Origin of the sequence: Serratia ureilytica, from assembly GCF_017309605.1 — a bacterium.
Taxonomy (GTDB): Bacteria; Pseudomonadota; Gammaproteobacteria; order Enterobacterales; family Enterobacteriaceae; genus Serratia; species Serratia ureilytica.
In genome coordinates this window covers 1,059,121-1,076,272 of sequence record NZ_CP071320.1, presented here as the reverse complement: position 1 = coordinate 1,076,272, position 17,152 = coordinate 1,059,121, and the positions used below count along the sequence as shown (strand labels likewise).

At 59.0% G+C, this 17,152-nt stretch carries 23 protein-coding genes, 1 other RNA gene and 1 pseudogene; 10 read left to right on the top strand and 15 right to left on the bottom strand.

Going from position 1 to position 17,152, the window contains the following annotated elements:
- Nucleotides 1–23: 23 nt before the first annotated feature.
- Nucleotides 24–1,685: a DNA repair protein RecN gene (recN, locus tag J0X03_RS04975; RefSeq protein ID WP_033644129.1), complete on the top strand. Its 1,662-nt coding sequence runs from the start codon at nucleotides 24–26 to the stop codon at nucleotides 1,683–1,685.
- Between the two features lie 240 nt (nucleotides 1,686–1,925).
- Nucleotides 1,926–2,264: an outer membrane protein assembly factor BamE gene (bamE, locus tag J0X03_RS04970; protein ID WP_004929101.1), complete on the top strand. Its 339-nt coding sequence runs from the start codon at nucleotides 1,926–1,928 to the stop codon at nucleotides 2,262–2,264.
- 95 nt (nucleotides 2,265–2,359) lie between these two features.
- On the opposite strand, the pseudogene J0X03_RS04965 reads toward bamE, so the two are convergent.
- The 3 genes and pseudogenes from J0X03_RS04965 to J0X03_RS04955 form a co-directional block, all read right to left on the bottom strand.
- Nucleotides 2,360–3,605 (bottom strand): annotated as a pseudogene (locus J0X03_RS04965) (IS3 family transposase).
- 83 nt (nucleotides 3,606–3,688) lie between these two features.
- Complete coding sequence (locus tag J0X03_RS04960; protein ID WP_004929098.1) at nucleotides 3,689–3,973, bottom strand: RnfH family protein; 285 nt, start codon at nucleotides 3,971–3,973, stop codon at nucleotides 3,689–3,691.
- Entirely contained in the window at nucleotides 3,966–4,400 is a 435-nt protein-coding gene (locus J0X03_RS04955; protein ID WP_004929096.1) for a type II toxin-antitoxin system RatA family toxin, read from the bottom strand. Before J0X03_RS04955 ends, J0X03_RS04960 begins: the two co-directional genes overlap by 8 nt.
- Before the next feature lie 161 nt (nucleotides 4,401–4,561).
- Here J0X03_RS04955 and smpB point away from each other — a divergent pair, with 161 nt between their 5' ends.
- Together smpB and ssrA are read left to right on the top strand one after the other, a co-directional pair.
- On the top strand, nucleotides 4,562–5,044 hold the full coding sequence (smpB, locus tag J0X03_RS04950) for an SsrA-binding protein SmpB (RefSeq protein WP_016929804.1): 483 nt from the start codon (nucleotides 4,562–4,564) through the stop codon (nucleotides 5,042–5,044).
- 49 nt (nucleotides 5,045–5,093) lie between these two features.
- Nucleotides 5,094–5,457, top strand: a transfer-messenger RNA (tmRNA) gene (ssrA, locus tag J0X03_RS04945).
- Nucleotides 5,458–5,589: 132 nt separating this feature from the next.
- On the opposite strand, the gene J0X03_RS04940 is transcribed toward ssrA, so the two are convergent.
- Genes J0X03_RS04940 through J0X03_RS04930 form a run of 3 tightly spaced genes read right to left on the bottom strand, consistent with a single transcriptional unit; the run spans nucleotide 5,590 to nucleotide 7,772 of the window.
- A complete protein-coding gene (locus tag J0X03_RS04940) occupies nucleotides 5,590–6,726 on the bottom strand; it encodes an HlyD family secretion protein (RefSeq protein ID WP_160204523.1) in 1,137 nt (378 codons plus the stop codon).
- Nucleotides 6,727–6,735: 9 nt separating this feature from the next.
- On the bottom strand, nucleotides 6,736–7,080 hold the full coding sequence (locus tag J0X03_RS04935; RefSeq protein ID WP_089197360.1) for a DUF3302 domain-containing protein: 345 nt from the start codon (nucleotides 7,078–7,080) through the stop codon (nucleotides 6,736–6,738).
- 38 nt (nucleotides 7,081–7,118) lie between these two features.
- Nucleotides 7,119–7,772 carry a DUF3313 domain-containing protein gene (locus J0X03_RS04930; protein ID WP_015378822.1) on the bottom strand — a complete coding sequence of 218 codons (654 nt, stop codon included), beginning with the start codon at nucleotides 7,770–7,772 and terminating at the stop codon, nucleotides 7,119–7,121.
- Between the two features lie 135 nt (nucleotides 7,773–7,907).
- Between J0X03_RS04930 and J0X03_RS04925 the strand changes: the two genes are divergently transcribed.
- Complete coding sequence (locus tag J0X03_RS04925; RefSeq protein WP_025303965.1) at nucleotides 7,908–8,843, top strand: LysR family transcriptional regulator; 936 nt, start codon at nucleotides 7,908–7,910, stop codon at nucleotides 8,841–8,843.
- Between the two features lie 55 nt (nucleotides 8,844–8,898).
- Here J0X03_RS04925 and J0X03_RS04920 read toward each other — a convergent pair whose 3' ends face one another.
- The 3 genes from J0X03_RS04920 to J0X03_RS04910 form a co-directional block, all read right to left on the bottom strand.
- Nucleotides 8,899–10,560, bottom strand: a complete 1,662-nt coding sequence (locus tag J0X03_RS04920; RefSeq protein WP_201750830.1) for a DUF2534 family protein — start codon at nucleotides 10,558–10,560, stop codon at nucleotides 8,899–8,901.
- Between the two features lie 71 nt (nucleotides 10,561–10,631).
- Entirely contained in the window at nucleotides 10,632–11,048 is a 417-nt protein-coding gene (locus tag J0X03_RS04915; RefSeq protein WP_202396426.1) for a DUF2946 domain-containing protein, read from the bottom strand.
- A gap of 112 nt (nucleotides 11,049–11,160) precedes the next feature.
- Nucleotides 11,161–11,613 carry a GNAT family N-acetyltransferase gene (locus J0X03_RS04910; protein ID WP_083223817.1) on the bottom strand — a complete coding sequence of 151 codons (453 nt, stop codon included), beginning with the start codon at nucleotides 11,611–11,613 and terminating at the stop codon, nucleotides 11,161–11,163.
- A gap of 100 nt (nucleotides 11,614–11,713) precedes the next feature.
- On the opposite strand from J0X03_RS04910, the gene J0X03_RS04905 reads away from it, so the two are divergent.
- Nucleotides 11,714–12,448: a class I SAM-dependent methyltransferase gene (locus J0X03_RS04905; RefSeq protein WP_033651601.1), complete on the top strand. Its 735-nt coding sequence runs from the start codon at nucleotides 11,714–11,716 to the stop codon at nucleotides 12,446–12,448.
- 59 nt (nucleotides 12,449–12,507) lie between these two features.
- On the opposite strand, the gene J0X03_RS04900 is transcribed toward J0X03_RS04905, so the two are convergent.
- Nucleotides 12,508–13,008 (bottom strand): GNAT family N-acetyltransferase, encoded by a 501-nt coding sequence (locus J0X03_RS04900; protein WP_160204524.1) that lies wholly within the window; start codon nucleotides 13,006–13,008, stop codon nucleotides 12,508–12,510.
- Between the two features lie 151 nt (nucleotides 13,009–13,159).
- Nucleotides 13,160–13,675, bottom strand: coding sequence for a DUF1543 domain-containing protein (locus J0X03_RS04895; RefSeq protein WP_096242544.1), 516 nt, complete (start codon nucleotides 13,673–13,675; stop codon nucleotides 13,160–13,162).
- Between the two features lie 120 nt (nucleotides 13,676–13,795).
- Between J0X03_RS04895 and J0X03_RS04890 the strand changes: the two genes are divergently transcribed.
- Complete coding sequence (locus J0X03_RS04890; protein WP_016929823.1) at nucleotides 13,796–13,978, top strand: YodC family protein; 183 nt, start codon at nucleotides 13,796–13,798, stop codon at nucleotides 13,976–13,978.
- A gap of 32 nt (nucleotides 13,979–14,010) precedes the next feature.
- On the opposite strand, the gene J0X03_RS04885 is transcribed toward J0X03_RS04890, so the two are convergent.
- Together J0X03_RS04885 and J0X03_RS04880 are read right to left on the bottom strand one after the other, a co-directional pair.
- Nucleotides 14,011–14,289 carry a GNAT family N-acetyltransferase gene (locus J0X03_RS04885; protein ID WP_033644139.1) on the bottom strand — a complete coding sequence of 93 codons (279 nt, stop codon included), beginning with the start codon at nucleotides 14,287–14,289 and terminating at the stop codon, nucleotides 14,011–14,013.
- Between the two features lies 1 nt (nucleotide 14,290).
- Nucleotides 14,291–14,521: a (4Fe-4S)-binding protein gene (locus tag J0X03_RS04880; protein WP_016929825.1), complete on the bottom strand. Its 231-nt coding sequence runs from the start codon at nucleotides 14,519–14,521 to the stop codon at nucleotides 14,291–14,293.
- Nucleotides 14,522–14,713: 192 nt separating this feature from the next.
- On the opposite strand from J0X03_RS04880, the gene J0X03_RS04875 reads away from it, so the two are divergent.
- Nucleotides 14,714–15,127 (top strand): DoxX family protein, encoded by a 414-nt coding sequence (locus J0X03_RS04875; RefSeq protein ID WP_016929826.1) that lies wholly within the window; start codon nucleotides 14,714–14,716, stop codon nucleotides 15,125–15,127.
- Nucleotides 15,128–15,177: 50 nt separating this feature from the next.
- Here J0X03_RS04875 and smrA read toward each other — a convergent pair whose 3' ends face one another.
- Nucleotides 15,178–15,750, bottom strand: coding sequence for a DNA endonuclease SmrA (gene smrA, locus J0X03_RS04870; RefSeq protein WP_033651604.1), 573 nt, complete (start codon nucleotides 15,748–15,750; stop codon nucleotides 15,178–15,180).
- Between the two features lie 184 nt (nucleotides 15,751–15,934).
- Here smrA and J0X03_RS04865 point away from each other — a divergent pair, with 184 nt between their 5' ends.
- Nucleotides 15,935–16,270, top strand: coding sequence for an MbeD/MobD family mobilization/exclusion family protein (locus J0X03_RS04865; RefSeq protein WP_033644141.1), 336 nt, complete (start codon nucleotides 15,935–15,937; stop codon nucleotides 16,268–16,270).
- Between the two features lie 67 nt (nucleotides 16,271–16,337).
- Complete coding sequence (locus J0X03_RS04860; RefSeq protein ID WP_033644142.1) at nucleotides 16,338–16,784, top strand: DUF1198 family protein; 447 nt, start codon at nucleotides 16,338–16,340, stop codon at nucleotides 16,782–16,784.
- A 25-nt stretch (nucleotides 16,785–16,809) separates the two neighbouring features.
- Here J0X03_RS04860 and J0X03_RS04855 read toward each other — a convergent pair whose 3' ends face one another.
- Nucleotides 16,810–17,148, bottom strand: a complete 339-nt coding sequence (locus tag J0X03_RS04855) for a DUF2002 family protein (protein WP_033644143.1) — start codon at nucleotides 17,146–17,148, stop codon at nucleotides 16,810–16,812.
- Nucleotides 17,149–17,152 lie beyond the last annotated feature (4 nt).

Sequence of the window (17,152 nt, the reverse complement as noted above, 5' to 3'; positions counted from 1 at the left end):
TGTTTATACACAGGAAGGTTCCCATGCTGGCGCAATTAACCATCAGCAACTTTGCTATCGTTCGTGAGTTGGAAATTGATTTTCAACCGGGCATGACGGCGATCACCGGTGAAACCGGCGCCGGCAAATCCATCGCCATCGATGCGCTGGGGCTGTGCCTCGGCAACCGCGCCGACGGCAACGTGGTGCGCCTGGGAGCCGCCCGCGCCGACATCTGCGCCCGCTTCTCGCTGGCGGACACCCCGTCCGCGCGCGCGTGGCTGGAGCAAAACCAGCTGGACGACAGCAACGAATGCCTGCTGCGCCGGGTGATCAACGCCGACGGCCGTTCGCGCGGCTTTATCAACGGCACCGCCGTGCCGCTGTCGCAGTTGCGTGAGCTGGGGCAACGCCTGATCCAAATCCACGGTCAACACGCCCATCAGCTGCTGCTCAAGCCGGAGCACCAAAAAGCGCTGCTCGACGCCTACGCCGACGAACCCGCCCTGCTGGCGGCGATGAGCCAGGCCTACCAACGCTGGCATCAGAGCTGCCGCGAGCTGGCGCACCATCAGCAGCAGTCCATCGAGCGCGAAGCGCGCAAGCAGCTGCTGCAATACCAATTGAAAGAGCTGAACGAATTCGCGCCGCAGGCCGGCGAGTTCGAGCAGACCGACGCCGAGTACAAGCGCCTGGCCAACAGCGGCCAGCTACTGACCCTCAGCCAGCAGACGCTGCAGCTGCTGGCCGACAGCGACGAGAACAACATGCTCAGCCAGCTCTACAGCGCCAAACACCTGCTGCTTGAGCTGGCCGGGCTGGACGACAAGCTCAGCGGCCTGCTGGACATGCTGGAAGAGGCTTCTATCCAAATTAGCGAAGCCAGCGACGAGCTGCGCCACTACGCCGATCGCATGGATCTCGATCCCAACCGCCTGCACGAGCTGGAACAGCGCCTGTCGCGCCAAATCAGCCTGGCGCGCAAACACCAGGTCGCGCCGGAAGAGCTGCCGCAGCTGCATCAGCAGTTGCTGGATGAACAGCAGCTGCTTTCACAGCAGGAAAGCGACCATGAACACCTGAACGAGGCGGTTACCCTGCATCACCAGCAGGCGCTAGCGCTGGCGGAACAGCTGCACCAGAAACGCCTGCACTACGCCGCCGAGCTGACCACGCTCATCACCGACAGCATGCAGGCACTCTCCATGCCGCACGGCAAATTCAACATCGACGTGCGCTTCGAACCGCAGCACCTTAGCGCCGAAGGGGCCAGCCGCACCGAGTTCTGCGTCTCCACCAACCCGGGGCAGCCGCTGCAGCCGCTGGCGAAGGTCGCCTCCGGCGGTGAGCTGTCGCGCATCGCGCTGGCCATTCAGGTGATCACCGCCCGCAAGATGGAAACTCCGGCGCTGATCTTCGATGAGGTGGACGTGGGCATCAGCGGCCCGACCGCCGCCATCGTCGGCCGTCTGCTGCGCCAGCTCGGCGAATCCACCCAGGTGATGTGCGTCACCCACCTGCCGCAGGTGGCTGGATGCGGGCATCAGCACCTGTTCGTCAGCAAGCAGACCGACGGCACGGTCACCGAAACCCAGATGGCGCCGCTGGATAAACGCGCCCGGCTGCAGGAGCTGGCGCGCCTGCTCGGCGGCAGCGAAGTCACCCGCAATACGTTGGCGAACGCCAAAGAACTGCTGGCGGCATAAAAAAGCTCAACTTTTTCACTTTCCTGCGGTCTGACAGTGACGCTGTTGGCCCGAGAAATATCTAAAGTGCGGCGCGGCGGTGAGCCAAAGCCATCTCAACAGCCTGAAAAAGGCCAAGCGCTTGAGGTGCTAAAGGAAAGCCAATGCGTCGCAACGTGAAAGATGAAGGGTATAAAGGTTTCCAACTGCCGCAAGGTCTATTATCATCGGCATCCTATGCCCTAAAGGAATGTGATTACTATGCGCTGTAAAACGCTGACTGCCGCCGCTGTAGTTCTTGTGATGCTGACTGCAGGCTGTTCTACTTTTGAAAAGGTGGTTTATCGTCCTGACATCAACCAGGGGAACTACCTGACGTCGACCGACGTGGCGAAAATTCAGAAAGGGATGACCCAACAACAGGTCGCTTACACATTGGGCACCCCAATGCTGCAAGACCCGTTCGGAACTCAGACGTGGTTCTATGTGTTCCGCCAGCAGCCTGGCCATGAAGATATCACCCAGCAGACGCTGACGCTGACCTTCGACAGCGCAGGCGTGTTGACCGACATCCAGAACAAACCGGCGCTGACCAAGTAATCGGCGCTGACCGCTCTTCCGGCCCATGAGGGGGCATGGTGTTCCTCATGACAGTCGCAGGCTGCAACGCGGAAGAGAAAATCAGTTTCAGATGACTAGTCCTGATATAGGTTGACACTTTTCAGCCGGATAACGCCCGATGAACTTCATCGGGCGTTTTGTATTTCAGCGACAGGTGCGGCCGCCGTGTGTTGTAGATGTTCACCGACTCTCTGACCATCTTTCTTGCTTGCGCGATATCTTCTGGCCTGCCGAGCAGATATTCCGTTTTGAGTATCCCGTTCATCCGTTCCGCCAGCGCATTCTGATAACAATCATACCCGTCCGTCATCGAGCAGGTGACACCATATCTCTGATGTAACGCCTGATACTCCTGCGAGCAGTACTGGATACCCCTGTCCGAGTGGTGTACCAACGGCAACGCCGTGCGCCTGCCGGCCAGTGCCATTTTGAACGCGCAGGCGACATGCCGGGTATGCAAACTGTCATGCACATGATATCCCACGATTTTTCTCGACCAGGCATCCGTTATCAGGCTGACATACGCCGTCCCCGTTCTCAGCGGCAGGTAAGTGATGTCCGCCACCCATACGTGTTCCGGACGGCTGGCGATGACCTGATTGTCCCCCGCCTTCAGCAGATTGGGATGGCGATAAAAACGATGATGGCTGTGCGTCGTCTTGTGATAGGCCCGTTTAGGCATCACCAGTAACCGCGCGCAGCGCAGGATATTGAACAGCCGGTCACGGCCCACATGCAACGCCGGTTCGGGGCGTTGCCGCAGCAGGTGATGCAGCTTACGCGTCCCCAGCCGGGGTTGATGCAAGCGGATGGCCGTCACCTGTTCGACGAGATGCCGGGCCTGCTCCTCTCTGCCTGCTTCACGCTGCAGGGACTGATACCACGCTTGTCGGCTGATGCCCATCCATCGGCAGGCCCGCGTTACTGTGAGTCCCGGTACTTGTGTTTGCGCGATAAGGCGGTTAACTGCTTTTTTGTCAGCGTGGCGCCAAAGTCGGTATTCATCACTTTGACGACGGCTTCGAAGAACTGTGCTTTGACTTCAGATTCAGCCAGTTGCTGCTCAAGTTCTTTAATACGCTGTTCGGGCGTCAGGGGAAGTTTGGGCATGTTGTCTCCGCACGTTTTGCTGGAAGGCGAAGTTCGCCAGTCAAGCTGACCATATTTGCGCAGCCAGTTCATAACAGTCTGGCTGCCCTGGATACCGTAGCGGTCTTGCACCTGACGGTATGTCATCTCGCCTTTTTCGACCTGTTCGACGACGGCTAATTTAAAGGATAGAGAGTAATCGCGTTGTGTGCGTTTAACATACTGGTTCATCACATTTTCCTCTGTGCGTGAGTAAAATGTGTCAACGCTATTCAGGACGGGTCAAGATAAAAAAATAAGGCGCTTATAGCGCCTTATTTTTTTGCCTTTTCTGCCCGTTGCCGGCGCAGCTCTTTCGGATCGGCGATCAGCGGCCGGTAAATCTCCACCCGGTCGCCATCGTTCAGCGTATCGCCCAGCTTGGCCGGGCGGCTGTAAATGCCGATTTTGTTGCTTTTAAGATCGATATCCTGGCGCAGCTCCAGCAGGCCTGAAGCCTGAATCGCCTGCTCGACGCTGCTGCCCTCGGCCAGCTTCACCTTGCGCAGGTACTGCCGCTCCGGCAAGGCGTACACCACCTCGACCTGGATGTCAGACACTGTAGACCTCTTTCGCCCGCTGGGTGAATGCCTGCACCATGCTGCCCGCCAGCTCTTTGAACACCTTGCCGAACGCCAGCTCAATCAGTTTGTTGGTGAACTCGAAGTCCAGGTGCAGCTCCACCTTGCAGGCCTCTTCGCTCAGCGGCGTGAACTGCCAGCCGCCCATCAGCTTGCGGAACGGACCATCGACCAGTTGCATATTGATGCTCTGGTTATCCAGCAGCGTATTGCGGGTGGTGAAGGTCTTGCTGATACCGGCCTTGGCGACGTCCACCGCGGCGGTCATCTCGTTGGAGGTAGCGTTAAGCACCCGGCTGCCGGTGCAGCCTGGCAGAAAATCGGGATAAGAATGAACATCGTTAACCAACTGATACATCTGCTCGGCGCTGAACGGCACTAATGCAGACCGACTGATCTGGGGCATATCATTTCCTGTAAGACATAAAACGTACAGATAATACCATTTATCTGGCGGCAAACAAAAAATCTGCTAAGGGATGAGGGCACCAAAAATGCGAAAAATTGCGCAGGTGCTGAACGGGAAAGGATTTCTTTCGCTGAAGCATCCAGTATAATGAACGCACTATGACAAAGAAAAAAGCACACAAACCCGGTTCCGCCACCATTGCCCAAAACAAGCGCGCGCGTTTCGAATACTTCATTGAAGAAGAGTTCGAGGCGGGTCTGTCGCTGCAAGGGTGGGAAGTTAAATCGCTGCGTGCAGGCAAAGCCAACCTCAGCGACAGCTACGTGACGTTCCGTGACGGTGAAGCCTACCTGTTTGGCGCCACCATCACCCCGCTCAACGTGGCTTCGTCGCATGTGGTGTGCGATCCGACGCGTACCCGTAAACTGCTGCTGAACCGACGCGAGCTGGACACCCTGCTCGGCCGCGTCAACCGCGACGGTTACACCGTGGTGGCCTTGTCCCTGTATTGGAAAAATGCCTGGAGCAAGATCAAGATCGGCGTAGCCAAAGGCAAGAAAGAGCACGACAAACGCGATGACATCAAAGATCGCGAATGGCAGACGGCGAAAGCCCGTATCATGAAGCACGCCAATCGTTAAGCCGCTGGCTTATCGAGGTAAACTTCTGGTATACTGCACAAAGTTACTTGGGGCTGATTCTGGATTCGACGGGATTTGCGAAGCCCTAGGAGCATGCCGAGGGGCGGTTGGCCTCGTAAAAAGCCGCAAAAAAATAGTCGCAAACGACGAAAACTACGCTTTAGCAGCTTAATACCCTGCTTAGAGCCCTCTCTCCCTAGCCTCCGCTCTTAGGACGGGGATCAAGAGAGGTCAAACCCAAAAGAGATCGCGTGGATGTCCTGCCTGGGGCTGAAGCGTTAAACTCAATCAGGCTAGTCTGTCAGTAGCGTGTCCATCCGCAGCTGGCCGGCGAATGTAAAGATTGGACTAAGCATGTAGTGCCGACGGTGTAGTAATTTCGGACGCGGGTTCAACTCCCGCCAGCTCCACCAAATACGTCGCCAGTGAACCAGATAGACCCGGCGATAATAGCGAAAAAGCCCACAACTTCGGTTGCGGGCTTTTTTGTTTTGTCACATTCAGGGGGAAACCCCTTGGCCCGGGCTCCCCCGGGCCGATGCAGGCTAGTGATCCAGATAAAGGTAGTGCAGCCAGCTGGTCATGCGCAGCAGCACTTTGCGCATCACGGAGACGTGCTCGAAGTGCCCGGTATAGACCGCCGCCTGGGCGCTCACGCCGTCGGGCAAATGATCCAGATCCGGGTTGGCTGCCAGATCGATCATCACGTACACCCCTTCCCGGCCCGGCGTGGCGCTCAGGCCCTGCAGTGCGCCGCTGGCCTGGTAGCTGCCGTCCGGTATCGCCGGCAACACCCGGCTCACGGTGCCGCCATAAACCTGTCCCGGCAAACCGTTAAACACCACTTCAGCCTGATCCCCCTGCGCCAAGCGCAGGATGGCGTTCTGGCGGAATACCGCCACCACCTGGCGCTTTTGCTGCGGGATAAAGATCATCACCGGTTTGAACGGCAAGCGCACCGCCGCCGTGCCCGGCCGCGCCAGCACCTGCGTGACATAGCCATCGCTCGGCGCACGCACCACCGTTTGTTCCAGGTTGTAACGCGCTTCGGCTATTTGCGATTTCAGGCTGGCTATCGTGGCGTCTTCGCCGTCATAGCGCCCGGACAACCGCGCCTGTTCCTGTTGGAACTGGGCTTTCGCCGCCTGAAGCGCGGCGGATTGCGCCTGATACTGCTGCTGCGCATGGCTGACGTCCTGCTCCGAAAACGGATTGACCGGCATGGCCGCCCCTTTCACGTAGCGCTGGTAATCTTTACGGGCGCGCTCAAACTCCACGTTCGCCCGCTGCACGTTGGCGGCGGACTCGCTAAGCGCTGCCCGACGCGTTCTGATCTCCGCCTCCGCCCCGGCCAGATCCGCTTCCAGCTTGGTGAGCCGCGCGCGGTAGCGACTGTCGTCGAGCCGGAACAGCACCTCGCCTTTGCGCAGCAGCACGTTGGTTTTCTCCGTCACCTCAACGATCATGCCCGAGACCTGCGGCACCATCGGCACCGACACGGCAATTTTCTGCGCCCGATCGCTGTACGGATGGTTGTAGTTCATCGTCAGAATCAAGGCGCCGACGATAAATATTCCGCCAAGCACCGCAGTCGGCACGGTCCATTTGTTGACCGGAATGCGGAACAGTTTAAATACGCCGTAGCTCAGCGCCACGTAGCTGAGAATAATGAGCAAATCCATAGGCTACGCTCAACTTACCGTGGGGCCGGGAACCGCCGTCGGCTTTTCCTGCAGGCGTTGTAATTCCGCTTCGAGCAGTGCGATGCGCGCCTGCAGATCCGTTGAGGGTTCCGAGCTTTCACTCATGCCCCAGCCGCGTTCCGGCCGATAGAGCGTTGCCCAGATCCACAGCAGCGGCCAAATGGCGTGCAGCGTAAACAGGCTGACCCAACCGGCGACGTGAATCGCATCCTGATGCGGATGCCGGCGCTTTTTCGCCAGCAAATAAGGAATGTCATGAATAATAATGACGCCGTAGAATAAAATCAGGAATACCGCGATCAGTACGCCTAAAGCAAAATAGTTAAGAAACATGTAAAGTCCTGGTTGAGAATAATGGAAATAAATAATCTCTATAGCGTGTTATATTGTCTGATGTCGTTGGCGATGGTATCGATGGCGTTCTTCACGTCGGTGACTTTCAGCTGTGCTTTCTCATTATTAAGATTTTCTCCCGAAGCCTTACGCACCACTTTAATCACCGGCTGGTTGGTCGCGGCATCGATAAACTCGCCTTCCATATAAACCGCGCTCTCCATGGTGCGGTGCCCGGTCACGCTTTGCGTCGCGGCGATCAGCAGCGTGATTGGCAAGACTTCATAGACCTGCAGCCCTTTCTTCTGCGTGTCGATCGCCGTGATGGCGCCGCGGAAAATCAGCGTATGCTCACGCGGCATGTCCACCAGCGTAAAGTGGGTGCCCATCGCCTGTTTAAACTGCTGGTTGGTGTAATTCAGGATATTGTCGAGCGCGCGTTGGCTGACCATTTCGCTCGGTTTCGGCCGCGGGAAATAGATCATCGGTTGATAAACCAAATATTGATAACGGGAAAAATCGACGCTCTGATCTTTCCAATATAAAACGTCTTTGCCGGACGCGGATTGACCTTTATTGATATCGTCATAATTGGTCAGAAAGGTCGAGTATTTTTCTTTTTCGGTCACGGCGGACGAGCACGCGGCCAGTAATAACAGCGCAGGTAAAATAACCGCTCTTGTCACTTTCATTGACGGATTTCTCTTTATTTTTGTGGATAGCAAATAATCAAATCGAATGATACCCACCCACCCGTGATAAGTCATATGACAATGCCGCCAAAGGTGTATATCATTTTTGATATACAAACTCATACGAGCCGGCCAGTGAAAGAGAAAGACTTCCGCATTGAAGAACTCAGGATTGTCCGCGTCATTGCCGAAACGGCGAGCGTCAGCAAAGCGGCGCAGCTGTTGGATATGCCGCAGTCTAACGTGTCGCGCGCCCTCACCGCGCTGGAGCGGCGGCTCGGGCTGGAGCTGTTCTTGCGCGGCCCGCGCACTCTGTCACTGACCGAGTTCGGCGAACAATTCTTGCGCCGCGCCTCGCAGTTGCTGAACGAGCATAGCGATCTGCTCGATATGGCCGGCACCTATAAGCGCAGCCTGAACGGCATGGTCACGCTCGGCGCGCCGATCGGCATCCACGCTTTCCTGGCCAGCTATTTGCTGCCGCCGCTGCTGCACGCTGCGCCGGCGCTGACTGTCGATCTGGTAACCCGCAACCCCGACGAACGCGAGAAAAAATATGGCGCAGTATTCGACAGCGACTGCGATTTGCTGATCAGCTTTTTCCAGCCGCAAAACGAAAGCCTGATTGCCAGGCCCTTTACCCGTTTTCGCGTCGGGCTGTTCGCCGCGCCGGATTACATCGCCCGCTCGCCGCTGAATGAGCTGGATGAACTGTCGCAGCATCGCTGCATTACCTTGCGCATGCTGGGCGGCATCCGCAATACCTGGAGCGGCTACAGTGCGCAGGGGGAGTTGGTGCAGGTCGAGATCAACGGCGCCAGCGTCTGCGATAACATTCTGCCGGCGATCGAGCTGGCCAAACAGGGCCTGGGCATCGTCTACGCCCCGTATTATTCCGTCGCCGCCGAGCTCGATGCCGGCACGCTGCTGCCCTGCCTGGCGCGCGAGCGCGGCATCGATATGCAGGCCTACCTGATCTACCGCCGGCGCGGCGTGTTGCCGCACCGCGTGCAGGTGACGATGGACAGCATCATGGAAAGCGTCAAACTGCACGCACACCGGCTGATATAGCCAAGAAAAACCCCGCCGCAGCGGGGTTTAACGCATCACATCAGCGCAAAATACCTCACCGCCCCTCTTTTTCCCCCAGGAAGAAATACCATAGCGGAATGGAAAGCAGCAGGGTGAACACCAGCGTATACAGCAGCACCATCAGGCTCTGCATGATCACCATCTGTGCGCTCCAGTCACCGATCGGCAGCTGAAACTGTTCGACGGTGCCACCGAGGATCGCCCGGCCCATCACGCAGCCGACCGCCACCGCCACTGTCGCCACCGCCGCGCGGAACTTGCGCACCTCGGCGCGGCGGGCGGCCGCTTCAGGCGTTTCGTCCCGAAGGCCTTGCCGCTGGCCGCGCCAGCGCCACACGTCCACCAGCAGCAACGCCGCGAGGCTCACGCCCATTACCGGCAGGCAATAACCCAGCACCACTGCTACCAGCAGCGTGACGGCGCGGGCAGGCAGGGAAAGCGCCAGCCAGGCGGCAACCAGGGTCTGCACCGGATGCTGCACCCCCGCCGCCGGGCGGCGACTCCACCACATGCGGTAACCCAGCACGATCGTTAAGCACAGCCCGAGGCCGAACGCCGCCAGCAGCAGCTGATTCGGCAAGCCGAACAGAATGCCCATGTGGGCGTCGATGCCCCAGCGGGTCAGCTTGGCGATGAGCGGGAAGGTGTCGAACCGCACCTGGTCGACGACGGCGAAGCTTTGCGGCGCGATGGCAACCGCGTCCACCTGCGTTGGCCAGCTGCGATCCACTTCGGTCACCGTCCAGGCTTTGCCCTCGCCTTTCGGCTGGCGCAGCTCGACCTTAGCGGCGTCTATTCCGGCGGCGCGCGCGGCATGCAGCGCCCGATCCCAATCGCCGTTCAGCGCATTGCTTTGCGCGGCAGGGCCCATCTTCATGCCCGGCATCATCCCGCGGTGCTCGGCGTGCGGATCGGCCGGCGTCTGCGGCGCATCGGCCTGCAGACTGGTGTTGACCTGCGGCGTCAGCCAGCCCAGGTTGGCCCGCAGCGCGTCGATGTTGCCGCCGGCCCACTGCGACCAGGTCAGCCCGGTGGCCGAGAAGAACAGCAGCCCGGCCAGCAGCGCCACGCCCAGCGTGATATGCCAATGGCGGTTAGCGGCGAAGCCCCCTTTCACCCTTTTCAGCTTGCGCTTCGGCCGCGTCGCCAGCCACAGCGCCACGCCGCCCAGCGCGGCCACCCACAGCCAGGAGGCCGCCAGCTCGCTGTAATTACGCCCCAGATCGCCAAGCAGCAGGCTGCTGTGCAGCTTGTCCAGCCAGGTGCGCAGCGGTAGTACGCCGGAAGTGCCGTACACCGTCATATCGCCCTTGATCGCCAGGGTATAGGGATCGACAAACAGCGCACGTGACTCGGAAGCGCCCAGATCGGCACTCGCGAACTGTACGCGCGTGGTGTCCATTGCGCCGGGTGCCGGACGCACGGCGTAAATGCGCGCCTCGTCACCCGCCGCACGGCGGGCAGCGACGATCTGGTCAGCCAGCGATCTCGCCTGCCCGTGCGGCTCGGTGAAAAGCGCATCGCGATACAGCGCCTCTTCAAGCTGCGGGGTCAGCACATACAGCGTGCCGGTCAGTGCAGCGACCAGAATAAAAGGAGCGACCAGCAGGCCGATATAGAAATGCAGCCGTCTGATCAGGTTCAGCATCGCGCCACGCGGCGATGCGGCAGGTGGAGTTTTGGTTATTGAAGACATGGCCTTTCTCGTTTTTCAAACTGTGCGCGCAGGCAAACCGTCTGCAGCGATACGGACGGCGTTACCCATGATCAAGCAATAGGGAAAAACGGTTGGCCGGGCGGCCCGCGCGGGCTTGGCCGCAGAATAAGGCGCCGAAGGGGCGGAGAAACGATGCGCGGCGCGCAAGGCAGGCGCGCGATACGCGCCATCAGCCACAGCAGCGGGACGAATGCCCACAGCAGCAGCGGCACGTGGATCAGCAGCTCGCAATAGCCGCAGAAAATCATCTCCGCCGGATCCATACCGTGGTGGCCGGCATGCTCGGCGGCGGGCATCGCCATCCCGTGCATGTCGTGCGGCATGGCGGCGTCCGTCTGAGCCATGCCGCCCATCATCGGGTGGTGCATCAGCGATTTCGACACCACCGGCGCCACAAACAGCAACAGCACCGCCATAATGGCGATGCAGGCGGTAAAGCGTTGCTGTAGCTGACGTGGCACTCTCATCGCGGCGGCGAATTAACCCGGTCGGTGGCGAACAAGCGGCCAGTGTAACCCGCGATGCGCGATGAGGTGAAAGAAAAGTCAGGTTTGTCTTACCCGCCCCCGGCGAGGGCGATCACAGCGCCCGCGAGTAGACCCGCGAGGCTTCGCCCCAGGGGTGATAGCCGAGCCCGTTATAAACGAAGCCGCTGCGCTCGTAGTAGCCTTCCAGATCGGTGCACAGGTGCAGCTGCGGGAAGCCCAGCCGGCGGGTTTCCGTCGCCACATGCTCAATCAGCTTGGTGCCGTAGCCCCGGCCGCGCTGCGTCTCTTCTACGTAGAGCGCACACAGCCAGGGATACAATTCCCCACGGCTGATAAAGTCGTTGGTAATCAGCCCCGCACAGCCGAGGATCTGGTCATTTTCCATCAGCAGGTACCACTGCGGCAGCGGGTTGGCGGCGCCGAGGCTGCGGTTGATGGCGTCTTCATACATCATCAGCGTCTCTGCCGTGGCCCAGTGCCGCTGAAAATACGCAATGGCGCGCGGTGCCAGCTCGGGCGCTTGCCGCACCGAAATCATGTCCATCGTCATTCCCGTTATTCATGTTGTCAGCGTAGAATTATGCAGCAATATGCACGGTATGGCAGCGGCATTCCGCCGCCGTCATTCACCCCAAGGAGTCATCATGACGCAAAATATCTATGACAATCAGGCCTTCTTCGACGGCTACGCGCAGCTCAGCCGCTCGCAGCACGGCCTGGACGGCGCGCCGGAATGGCCCGCCATCCGCCGCATCCTGCCGGATTTACAGGGCAAAAGCGTGGTCGATCTCGGCTGCGGCTACGGCTGGTTCTGCCGCAGCGCCCGCGAACAGGGCGCAGCCAGCGTGCTGGGGCTGGACGTCTCGGAAAAGATGCTGGCCAAAGCGCGGGAGATGACCGCCGACTCGGGCATCGAGTACCGTCGGCAAGATTTGGCGCAGCTGCAGCTGCCGCCGGAAAGTTACGATCTGATCTACAGCTCGCTGACGCTGCACTACCTCGAGGATCTGGCCGCGCTGTTCGCCACGGTTTACGCCGCGCTGAAACCCGGCGGGCAGTTCATCTTCACCGCCGAGCACCCGATCTACACCGCCCCGGCGCAGCAGGGCTGGCTGACCGACGGCAACGGGCAGAAATCCTGGCCGGTCAACGGCTACCAACGGGAAGGCCGGCGCGTCTCCAACTGGCTGGCGGAAGGCGTCATCAAGCAGCACCGCACGCTCGGCAGCTATATCAACCCGCTGGCGCAGCAAGGGTTTATCATCCAGCATTTGAACGAATGGGGCCCCAGCGCGCAGCAAATCGCCGCTACCCCGGCGCTGGACGAAGAGCAGGAACGCCCGATGATCTTCATTCTCGCCGCCCGCAAACCCGCCTGATTGATCCGCAGTAAACCGTTCACACCACCACAGTTGGGGAGGCCGCCTCCCCCCAACGGCTATTGTACCGGCAGCGCCGCCCCGTGCGCCGCGAAGTGCGTCAGCGCCTCGCCCTCCATGCGATAACGCACCCACTCGCCCTGCGGCTGCGCGCCGATGCTAAGGTAGAAATCGATAGCCGGCTGATTCCAGTCCAGCACGCTCCACTCCAGGCGGCCGCACTGCCGCTCGCACGCCAGTTGGGCGATGTGCCGCAGCAGCGTTTTACCGGCGCCCGCGCCGCGATGCTTCGGCGCCACGTACAGGTCTTCCAGATAGATGCCGTTTTTACCCAGCCAGGTGGAGTAACTCATAAAGAACACCGCATAACCCGCCGGCTCGCCGTTCACCGTACAAATCAGCGCTTCGGAACAGGCGCCCGGCCCAAACAGGCTGCGTTCGATGTCCTCCTCGCTGGCCCGCACCTGCTCGCGCGCCTTTTCGTACACCGCCAGCTCGATAATCATATCCAGAATCAGTTTGGCGTCTCTTTTTTGCGCCGGGTAAATCTCAATGGTCATGGCAAGTCCCGTGTGAGTTGATGGCCGTGCTTGCCAGCATACAGCGCCTCTCATGCTGCATGAACGGCATTTTCATCAACAGGCAATGAATATCATGCATCTGGATTTGAAACGCCTCGATCTCAACCTGCCGCGGGTGTTCGAAGCGGCGTTATAACGCGGGTTCGCCGATCGGCAGATACCCTTGCCACAGCGGCCGGGCCGGTTCGCCGTGCGGGTTGGCGCGCAGATGAACGTGGTAGCCCTGCAGCGCCTGCAGCAGCAGGCAGTCGTCCACCTCAGCCAGATCATCTTTGTGCTGCTGCGCGCTGTCCGTCAGCAGCGCCCGTTTGGCTTTCTCCTTCGCCTCGTCGGCGGAGCGCGCCACAAACAGACCGAACTGGTGCAATTCCGCCAGCTCATCGCTGCGGTAGCCGCCCACGTTGACGAAAAACAGCTTCTCTTCACCGGTAAACGGCGCAGGCTCTAGACTCACGTCGTAACCGTCCGCCCAGTCGATGCGCGCATAGCCGTCGACATGCACCTTGCGCTTATCGCCGAACCACTTTTCGCGCAGCAGCGGATACGCTTCTTCCGGCCGATCCGCCGCCGCGAACTGCACGTCGTGCAACTCAATATTGGCGCCCGGCGCCGTACCGCCCACATAAAACATCAATAATCCCGGCATGTTAGTCTGCTCTCCCTGGTGATAATCGCTGTATAATTTAATATATAACGAAACACCTGCCAACGGCGGCGCCATTCTGTGTTATCAATAGATGAGGTTTAATCTGTTGTGGAGGAACGCATGGCATTCAATATCGGTGATTTTGTACAACGCACCACCGGCGGCCCGAAGATGACCGTGGTGGCGATCGACGGCGAAACCCTGGTTTGCAGCTGGAATGAACTGGGTAAAGAACAGCGTACGGAGGTGCAGGCCAACGAGGTGGCGCTGTACCACGAAGACGGCGATTTCGGCGTCTGCTGAATGACCGGGGCGCGCCGCGCCCCGTTATCGCCTCAGGCGCGAATGTCCTGATAGGCTGGGGTGGTATCGAACTCATGCTTGGCGAACGGGCACAGCGGAATGATTTTACGCTGCTCCGCGCGCATTTTCTCCACCACCAACGCCACCAGCTTTTTGCCGACGCCCTGCCCCTTCAATGACTCATCCACCCAGGTGTGATCGATAATGGTCAGCTTGTCGCCGCTCGGCACGAAAGAGATCTCGGCGATCAACTTGCCGTGCTCGTCATTGATATAAAAACGCTTCTCGTCCGCCAGTATTTTATGATCCATATTATTTCTCCCTATATTTCAGTGCCCCGCTGGGGCAAGTATCGATAACGCGTTTCACTTCGGCCGCGTCGGCATTGTCCGGCATAATCCACGGCCGGCGATTCAGGGTAAAAATAGCCGCGTTGCCACGCACGCAGTTGGCGGAATGGCGGCATATCGCGCTGTTAAAATAAACGTCAATCTTGTCGCCGGAATAACGGCGGTAACCGGCGGCGGTCAATTCTTCATCCATCATGGCCTCACATTGCCCGTTTTATTGTTTTTGCTCCAGGCTCAAGTATAGGCAATGCCGCCGGCTTCACCACGCCTCTCGTCCGCCGAAAAAAGTGGCGCAACCGCCCGCCGCAGCTAGAAAAAAACGTAAATTGTTCTAATCTTTAATCAGCAAGACAACATAATTCCGACAGTGGCTAAGGAGTTCGAAATGGGTGATAGCTCAAAAGACGGCGTAATTCTGCTGTCCCGCATTCTACTGATGGTTCTGTTTATCATTTTCGGCTGGATGAAACTGGTCAACTTCGGTGCGACCGTCACGGCGATGGAAGGCTATGGCACGCCGATGCCTTATTTGGCGGCGATTGTCGCCGTGGTGGTGGAGTTTATTTTCGGCATCGCGCTTATTCTCGGCCTGTTTACTCGCCCTATCGCGGTCATTTTTGCCCTGTATGTGTTGGGCACCGCGTTTATCGGCCATCCGTTCTGGAAAATGACCGGCATGGAAATGATGGGCAACGAAATCAACTTCTTTAAAAACATCAGCATCATTGGCGGTTTGCTGCTGCTGGCGGTGACTGGCGCCGGCCGTTATTCGCTGGACTATAAAATATTTAATAAATAATTCATCGATGGCCGGCGATATGCGCCGGCCATTTTATTTCGGCTATCCTTTCACCGGCTGCGCTTGGCGTGGCGCTCAAAGTTTTCCGCCCTGGCCTGCGCCGATTTACGCAGCGTGACATAGCAGGCGCCCTCGCCGCCGTCGCGCGGTAAGGCGCGGCAAAACGCCTGCACCTGTTCAAACTGCGCCAGCCATTTGGCGACGTAACTGCGCACGATATTCGGATGGCTTTCGTTCTGCCGCCCGCGGCCGTGCACGATCAGCAGCGAACGCAGGTTTTGCGCCTCCGCCTGCATAATGAAGCGGAACAGCGCCTGCCGGCTGGCTTCAACCGGCTGACGCAGCAAATTCAGCGACGCCTGCGGCGGGTAACGCCCATTGCGCAGCTTGTCCAGCACGCCCTGCTGAATGCCTTCCCCTTTGAACTCCAGCGGCCGATCGCAGGGGATCACCTCGAGGAAATCGGTGCTGAGGAAGTTTTCCTGCCGCAGCCGCTGCGCTTCGCGCCGCGCGCTTTTGTCCACCGCCTCCTGCGGCTTGAGGTACAGCGTCTGCCGCCTGCTCGCCAGCGGCACCACGTCTGCCATCGCCTGTTCAAAAAAGTCTTTTTCCTGCTCGCTCATGTTCCACCTCTCTTGAACGGCAGCCTTTACGGCCGGGGATGGGGACGATTGTAAGACGCCTTGGCGCGGTTGCAAGCCGGGAATTGTCAGCGGCATTTGTCTCAATTGTCGTCAACGGGTGAGCTTGCGAGCAGTTTTCGCTATACTGCTAAGCCATCATTGAGTGCCGCAAAGGATCGAGCCCATGACAATGCGCGAGCTGGAAATCCAGTTTCAAAATGCGATGAATGAGTTGCAGAGCAGCTTCGAACGGCAACACCGCGAATGGCAGCGGAGCTACCAGGCGCTGCAGCAACTGCTGGAAGAAGCCAAACAGCGCGAAGCCGCGCTGCGGGCGCAGAATGAACAACTGGCGCGCAAACTGAGCACCGCCAGTTCGGTGCCGGAGCAGCATGCGCTGGTCAAGCAGATCAAAATGCTCGGCGCCCATCTGGACGCGCTGGCCAAAGACGCGGCCACCTTCAATCACCACCTGCGCCAACAGAGCGCGGTCGGTAATTTCAGCGGCGAACAGCATTGATAGCGGGCGCTGTCGCACAGCGCCTCCCGCCCCTCTTCTGGCGTACTGAGAGTGTAATAAAGCCTAAATGACCTGGATCATCCTCGCCGCCCTGATCGTCGTATTCATCATCGGTTACCGCATTTTGACGTCCGACACCCGTAAAGCCATCGATTCGCTGGCCCATCTGCTAAGGGTCAAACCGATGCTGATCGAATCGATGATCCAGGAAATGGGCGGCCGCCAAAGCCAGACCTTTATCCGCATGCTGAACAACGGCTATACCGAAGAGATGCACCAGGCCGCTTACCTGCTGTTCATCTACCTGACGTTCATCAAACAGGCTGACGACGAGCAGATTGGCCATTGGCGCGACGTGCTGCTGCGCGCCGGGCTGTCGCCGGAGCTGCACGCCGAGCACACCGAAGCGGCGCTGTTTTACTTCGCCGAGTTGGATATCGATGCGTTTGAACTGGCGCAGTTCCGCCGCGCCTACAACGAGCGTTTCAACCGCGAAGCGTTGGCCCACGGCTGATAGCGTCCCCCTGGCGGGGGACCGTTTACAGGAACATGCTGTAGAGGTAACGCGACAGCGCTTCGCGCGAGCTGAAGCCGTGTGCGATGCCGTAACGCTGATTCGGCGCGTCGCTGCTTAAATCCAGGGGAAATTCCAGATATTGCTCGCTGGTGCGCACCGGCGAGGTCGGCGTGGCGAAATGCACGCTTTTCTCTTTCAACGCCGGGTGGATCACCAACGCGGTTCTGCCCATCCGCGCTTCGCGATTCACATACACGTAGTGTGCACCCTTGCGGTAACCATAGGCCTGATCGGTGACATAATCACGCTCAAAGCCGGTATTCTCCAACACTTTAGCCACTTCATCCGGCCGTAAATACATCGAT

Coding starts and splice junctions, on each gene's coding strand:
- recN (WP_033644129.1), top strand. CDS start 24: ATGCTGGCGCAATTAACCATCAGCAACTTTGCTATCGTTCGTGAGTTG.
- bamE (WP_004929101.1), top strand. CDS start 1,926: ATGCGCTGTAAAACGCTGACTGCCGCCGCTGTAGTTCTTGTGATGCTG.
- J0X03_RS04955 (WP_004929096.1), bottom strand. CDS start 4,400: ATGCCCCAGATCAGTCGGTCTGCATTAGTGCCGTTCAGCGCCGAGCAG.
- smpB (WP_016929804.1), top strand. CDS start 4,562: ATGACAAAGAAAAAAGCACACAAACCCGGTTCCGCCACCATTGCCCAA.
- J0X03_RS04940 (WP_160204523.1), bottom strand. CDS start 6,726: ATGGATTTGCTCATTATTCTCAGCTACGTGGCGCTGAGCTACGGCGTA.
- J0X03_RS04935 (WP_089197360.1), bottom strand. CDS start 7,080: ATGTTTCTTAACTATTTTGCTTTAGGCGTACTGATCGCGGTATTCCTG.
- J0X03_RS04930 (WP_015378822.1), bottom strand. CDS start 7,772: ATGAAAGTGACAAGAGCGGTTATTTTACCTGCGCTGTTATTACTGGCC.
- J0X03_RS04920 (WP_201750830.1), bottom strand. CDS start 10,560: ATGTCTTCAATAACCAAAACTCCACCTGCCGCATCGCCGCGTGGCGCG.
- J0X03_RS04915 (WP_202396426.1), bottom strand. CDS start 11,048: ATGAGAGTGCCACGTCAGCTACAGCAACGCTTTACCGCCTGCATCGCC.
- J0X03_RS04910 (WP_083223817.1), bottom strand. CDS start 11,613: ATGGACATGATTTCGGTGCGGCAAGCGCCCGAGCTGGCACCGCGCGCC.
- J0X03_RS04905 (WP_033651601.1), top strand. CDS start 11,714: ATGACGCAAAATATCTATGACAATCAGGCCTTCTTCGACGGCTACGCG.
- J0X03_RS04900 (WP_160204524.1), bottom strand. CDS start 13,008: ATGACCATTGAGATTTACCCGGCGCAAAAAAGAGACGCCAAACTGATT.
- J0X03_RS04895 (WP_096242544.1), bottom strand. CDS start 13,675: ATGCCGGGATTATTGATGTTTTATGTGGGCGGTACGGCGCCGGGCGCC.
- J0X03_RS04890 (WP_016929823.1), top strand. CDS start 13,796: ATGGCATTCAATATCGGTGATTTTGTACAACGCACCACCGGCGGCCCG.
- J0X03_RS04885 (WP_033644139.1), bottom strand. CDS start 14,289: ATGGATCATAAAATACTGGCGGACGAGAAGCGTTTTTATATCAATGAC.
- J0X03_RS04880 (WP_016929825.1), bottom strand. CDS start 14,521: ATGGATGAAGAATTGACCGCCGCCGGTTACCGCCGTTATTCCGGCGAC.
- J0X03_RS04875 (WP_016929826.1), top strand. CDS start 14,714: ATGGGTGATAGCTCAAAAGACGGCGTAATTCTGCTGTCCCGCATTCTA.
- smrA (WP_033651604.1), bottom strand. CDS start 15,750: ATGAGCGAGCAGGAAAAAGACTTTTTTGAACAGGCGATGGCAGACGTG.
- J0X03_RS04865 (WP_033644141.1), top strand. CDS start 15,935: ATGACAATGCGCGAGCTGGAAATCCAGTTTCAAAATGCGATGAATGAG.
- J0X03_RS04860 (WP_033644142.1), top strand. CDS start 16,338: ATGACCTGGATCATCCTCGCCGCCCTGATCGTCGTATTCATCATCGGT.
- J0X03_RS04855 (WP_033644143.1), bottom strand. CDS start 17,148: ATGTATTTACGGCCGGATGAAGTGGCTAAAGTGTTGGAGAATACCGGC.